This is a genomic window from Streptomyces sp. NPDC057654, assembly GCF_042800135.1.
In the GTDB taxonomy this organism is placed as follows: Bacteria; Actinomycetota; Actinomycetes; order Streptomycetales; family Streptomycetaceae; genus Streptomyces.
Window position 1 is genome coordinate 1 of the sequence record NZ_JBHVHQ010000602.1, and the last position, 5,418, is coordinate 5,418.

3 protein-coding genes are annotated in these 5,418 nt (G+C 69.7%); 2 read left to right on the forward strand and 1 reads right to left on the reverse strand.

What is annotated here, in order from left to right; all coding sequences use genetic code 11:
* Positions 1 to 68: 68 nt before the first annotated feature.
* Both ACFU99_RS31635 and ACFU99_RS31640 read left to right on the forward strand, forming a co-directional pair.
* Complete coding sequence (locus ACFU99_RS31635) at positions 69 to 875, forward strand: DUF317 domain-containing protein (protein ID WP_384398555.1); 807 nt, start codon at positions 69 to 71, stop codon at positions 873 to 875.
* Between the two features lie 32 nt (positions 876 to 907).
* Entirely contained in the window at positions 908 to 1,957 is a 1,050-nt protein-coding gene (locus ACFU99_RS31640; protein WP_384398557.1) for a SpaA isopeptide-forming pilin-related protein, read from the forward strand.
* A 430-nt stretch (positions 1,958 to 2,387) separates the two neighbouring features.
* Here the strand turns inward: ACFU99_RS31640 and ACFU99_RS31645 are convergent, their stop codons facing one another.
* The gene (locus tag ACFU99_RS31645; protein ID WP_384398559.1) at positions 2,388 to 5,411 is read right to left on the reverse strand and encodes an RHS repeat-associated core domain-containing protein; all 3,024 of its coding nucleotides are present in this window, start codon (positions 5,409 to 5,411) and stop codon (positions 2,388 to 2,390) included.
* Between the last annotated feature and the right edge of the window lie 7 nt (positions 5,412 to 5,418).

Genomic DNA, 5,418 nt, shown 5'->3' on the forward strand with positions numbered 1-5,418 from the left:
ACCACCAGCCGGCCCGCCCTGCCCGGCCCCCGCCGCTGACACCAGCGCCCACCCCTCCGGAGACTCCCGTGTCCTCGCAGACCCCCGACCTGCCGCCCGACCCCTTCAGCGGCCTCGACGCCACCCAGCCCGTCCGGGTCCTTCCCCGCCACCTCGCAGGACCCGGACCGGTCCGCCTCACCACAGTCTGGCCCTTCCCCTACGACGACGGCTGGTCACTGCACCAGCTCGACGAGGAGACGACCTACGCCGTCAGCTCGTGCCTGCGTCTGCGGACCCGCTACGCTCTCGACCTCGCAGCGCCGGGCAACAAGGCATGGACCATCGCCGCGTCCCGCGAGCCGTTCGCACCGGCGGCATGGGCGATCACCCTCGACGCCGGCACCCCCGCCGAACTGGTCCGCGACGTCCACGCGGAAGTCCTCGACCTCTACCAGGCCGACGGGCACCGCGGCTCCGCCCAGCGGCTGTTCACGGACGATACGCCGCCGCACGAGGCGTACGCACAGCTGTTCGCCCGCGGCTGGAGCCACACCGTCGACCCTGCCAACACCCAGGTCTTCCGCGCACCGGACGGGCTCGCGGGCCTCGACTACACGCCCGGCATCAGCGGCGTGCCGGTGTGGAGGGCCTGGGGCGGCTATCCGGGCGAGCCGCACTGGCAGGCGCGCTTCTCCCGCGGGACGCCCCCCGCACTCGTCGCGGCCTTCACCGCCTCCCTGATCTCCACCGAGCCGCTGCACCGCACCATCCAGGACGTTCCCTTTCACACCCGCCGTCACCTCTACCTCGCCACCTCCACCCCCCAGCAGACGCCGCCCTCCACACCCGCCATCGCACCGCCCCCGCACCCGGGCGCCGGCCGGACCCGATGACCCCCCACCTGACCAAGGAGCCCCTCCACCCCGTGCACGCCCGCATCGCCCGCGCCGCCACCTGCTCCGCCGCCCTCGCCGCCGCCGTGACCGGCGCCCTCACCTGGGCGCCCGCCGCAACCGCCCGGGCGGACGAGCCGTCCCCCGCCGCCTCGGCCGCCCCCGCCCAGCAGACGCCCGCGCCGGACGCCGGAAGCATCGCCCTCACCACGAAGGACCCCGCCGGAGACCCGCTCACCGCAGCCTCCTTCCTCCTCCTGGACACCACCGGCCAGCAGGCCACACGAGGCGAGACCGATGCCCAGGGGCAGCTGACCTTCTCCGGTCTCGCCCCCGGTGCGTACCGGCTCAAGGAAACGGCCAGCGGCAGCCCGCTCCACGATGCCGCCGCCGACCAGGACGTCATCGTCACCCCCGGCGCCACCAACCACCTGACCATCACCGACCCGTTCAAGGCCGCACAGGTCCTCGTGAAGGCCGCCGACGACAAGACCGGCAAACCCCTGCCCGGCTCCACCGTGCACATCGGCAGCGGCGACACAACCCTGCTCACCCTCACCACCGGCCCCCACGGCACCGCCTCCGGCAAACTCCCCATGACCAGCCGGAAGACACGGTTCTGGGCCAAGCAGACCAAGGCCCCCGCCGGCTACGACCTCTACAAGTCGGCCAAGCCGTTCACCGCCGGCCCCGGCGCCCCCATCACCGTGACCGTCACCAACACCAAGACCCCCACCACCCCGACGCCCACCCCCTCAAAGACGCTGCCGGCCAAACCCACCACCACGCCCTCCACCCCCGAAGGCAAGCCGAGCGAGAATGGCACCGGCGGACCCAAGCCCGCCCCGACGAACACCAGCACGCCGGACACCAACTCCCCACCCGTACCAGCGGCCGACCCGGGCGATGACGCGTCACTGAAGGCGCCGGTCGGCTCGCTCGCCCATACTGGGGCCGAGGCCACTCCGTGGATTATTGGCGGCGCCGCACTCTTCGTCGCTGCCGGCATCGTCATCGTGGCTATCACCCGCCACCGCACAGTGGCCGAATCCGCACATGACGATAGCGACGAGACCAGCTGATTCACGAACACCCCTCAACCAGCAGGCCCCCAGGACACACTCCTGGGGGCCTGCGGCATATCCCGGCGAAAGCGGTTCCGACGAACCCGCTGGCTACTCCGGGGGGTGTCGTTCTCGGCGTCCGCGTGGGGCAGCCACTCAGAGCTCTGAAAGTGTTTACCCCAGCGACGACTTGACGCTATGACCGATGGCGTCAAGGATGCATGTCCGTTCGCCTGTACGAAGACTGCCGATGGGGCCTAGACGGAGCTGCTGCCTGTTGCCGAGAAGCTCTGACTTGCGTCACTGGCGTCGGCGCCTTCTTCTGCCCGCTATGACCACAGCGATGGCTCCGCACACGGCTCCGACGATCCCGCAGGCGAGAATGAGTGTGAGGTCCATTGTCCCTCTTCCACTGGGCTATGGCCTTGCAGGCCAGACTCTGATGGCATTACGTTAAGTCGTTCCAGAGGTAGGTACCTGCGCCGGTGACGAGACCCCCGGCCCCGCCTGTCGCTGCCCCGATCCCGCACCCGGCTATGGCGCCAGGGCCACTCCAGATGCTGCCTACAGCTCCCGCAACACAGCCACCTGCGGCACCGACAAGAGCGCCCCCGATCGTGTCCTTCAAGAACTTCCCCAAAGAGAACATCCCGGTGGGGTCGATGCGGTTGACGGGGTCGCCTTCGGCGTAGAGGTAGGGGTTCTTCTCCTGGCCGGAGGGGTCGGGTTGGGTGAAGCGGGTGAGGTTGGGGTCGTAGTAGCGGGCTCCGAAGTGGTAGAGGCCGGTGGGGTCCTGGTAGCCGCCGGCGAACCGGTAGGGCTGGGTGACCTTTTCGGTGGGCATGCCGGAGCGGGCAACGCCGCGGGGGCTGTAGGCGTAGGTGTTGACTTTCGCGCCGGTGTTGTCGGCGAGGCCGATGACGGAGCCGTGGGCGTCGGTGAGGTAGTAGTAGGACGTTCCCTCACGGGTCATGGAGTTGAGGGTGCCCCCGGGTTCGCGGATGAATCCGGTGTCGGTGCCGTTGGTGGTCTGGGCGGCCAGGCCGAGGGGGCCGTTGTGGAAGGCGGTGTTGCCGAGGCGGGTGCGTTCGCTGCTGTCGGTGGAGCCGTAGGCCGCCTCGTAGTTGGTGTTGCCGACGGTCAGCGAGGTCAGTTGGGAGAAGTCGCTCCACTGTTCGTGGGTGCGGGTGCCGTCGGGGGTGGAGGCGCCGGCGGTTTCGTTGCCGGCCTGGTCGTAGGACCAGTTGGTGCTGGAGCCGTTCTTCGCGGTGATCTGTGAGGCGTCGTTGACGGTGTAGGTGCTGCCGCCGGGGCAGCCGGGTTTGACGCCCTGGGAGGTGAGGTTGCCGGCCTGGTCGTAGCAGTACAGCCAGGAGGAGTTGACGGTGGCGCCCTTGGTCTCGGCGGCGTAGGAGAAGCGCCCGGCGCTGTCGTAGGTGTAACTGGTCGTCAGGCCGGTGGTCTGGTCGGTGCTGGTGCGGATCTTCGTGCCGTCGCTCTTGTTGCCGGTGCCGTAGGCGTAGCTGTAGGCGAGGCTGGTCAGGGTGCCCTTGGGGGAGGCGGCTTTGATCGTGGTGGGGCGCCCGGAGTTGTCGAGCCCTATGTGCTGGAGGGTGCCACCGGGGTAGGTGGTGTCGGTGCGCTGGTCGTTGTTGTTGTAGCTGTAGGTGGTGGTTTTGCCGTCGGGACCTTTGAGGGCGGTGAGGCGGTTGGCGTCGTCCCAGGTGTAGGTGGTGGTGCCGGACGGGTCGGTGGAGGTGGCGACGTTGCCGGCCGGATCGTAGGCCAGGACGGTCTGGGACTTGTCCTGGAGGGTGCGGGTGGTCTCGCGGGAGAGGGCGTCGAACTGGTACTCCACGGTGCCGGTGGCGTCCGTGCGGGTGTGGAGGTTGCCGTCGCCGTCCCAGTCGTAGGTCACTTTGGTGTGCGGCCCGGTGACGGAGGTGATGCGGTCGCGGCGGTCGTAGGTGTAGGCGGTGGTGGTGCCGCGGCCGTCGGTGACGGTCTTGGGGCGTCCGGCGTCGTCGTAGGTGTAGACGGTGACACCGCGGGGGCCGGGCGGGGTGGCCTTGTCAAGGTTGCCGTGGGCGTCGTAGTGCAGGGAGGTGCGGGTGGCGGTTGTGTTGCGGCCGTCGTTGACGGTGCACCGCTGGCCCTGAAAGCCGCCGCAGGCGGGGGTGGCCTTGTTGTAGGTGAAGTACTGGCTGCCGCCGGCGGTGCCGGTGACCGCGACGGATTCGGTGTTGCCCGCGCTGTCGTAGGTGAAGGTGCTCTTCTCGCCGTCCGCGGTCGTCAGGGTGCCGGGGAGGTCCGCGCCGGCGATGGTCTGGTAGCCGGCGAGGGCGCTGGTGGCGCCGGTGGGCAGCTTGGCGGAGGTGGGGTTGTTGCGGGTGTCCCAGCCGTAGACGGTGACGTTTCCGGGGGTGCTGCCGGTGCCCATGGCGTCGGTGGCTCTCTGGGGCAGGTGGCCCTTGTAGGTCGTGGAGCGGGAGTGGCCGAGGGCGTCGGTGGTCTTGGTGACCTCGCCGTCCGCGGTGTGCTCGTACGTCGTCTCGTGCGTGCGGGGGTCGGTGACGGTGGTGGTGCCCGCGCCGGTCGGCGAGTCGGCGTTGCTGTAGGAGTAGGTGTAGGTCGGGGCGTTGTCGCCGCTGCCGCCGTGCTCGGTGAAGCGGCGCATGGAGGTGATCCGGTCGCGGTCGTCGTAGGTGAAGACCGTGGCGCGGCTCTCCGGAGTGGTGACCTTCGTCAGCCGGTGGTCGCCGTCGTAGCCAAACGCGGTGGTGTTGCCCTCCGCATCCGTGGTGCCCGTCAGGTCGCCGTGGGCGTCGAGTTCGTAGGCGACGCTCCGGCCGGTGCTGTCGGTGGCCCGCCAGTGGGCGGCGTCGACCCGGACGAGGTCGATGCTGCGGCCGGAGCGGGTCTCGGTGAGCTGGAAGCCGGCAGGCTCGCCATCACCGTCGCGATGCGCGTCGACGGTGATGGCGCCGGCATTGCGGTCGGTCACCTTCGTCAGTGTGCCGTGGGCGTCGTAGGTCTCCCTGGCCCCGGACTCGCGGTCGGTCAGGGTGTACGTGCCGTCGGTGTTCTTGCGCAGGTCCTTGGAGTATCCGGCCGGGGTCGTGAATGCTCCGGCCTTGCCGGCGGTGAAGCGTACGGCGGCGCCGGTGGCGTCGTACCAGATGACCTCGTTGTCGAAGTGCGTGTCCAGATAGCGCTCGTAGCCCTGCCACCACGGCGTGGAGACCATGCCGTAGGGGCTGGTCAGCGAGTTGTACGTGCGGGTCAGCTGAAGTTTGTGGCCCACGCCCGCGATGTCGAAGTCGGTGGCGGCGAGCATCAGATTGCCGGTGGAGTAGTCGATCCGCCCGACCAGGGCGTCGGTGATGCGGAAGTCGAAAATCTGGTGCCAGGGCACGCCCCCCTGACCCTCCGGCACGAAACTGAACGCCTCCGCCCCGCTTGCCGGCTGCACCTCGGTC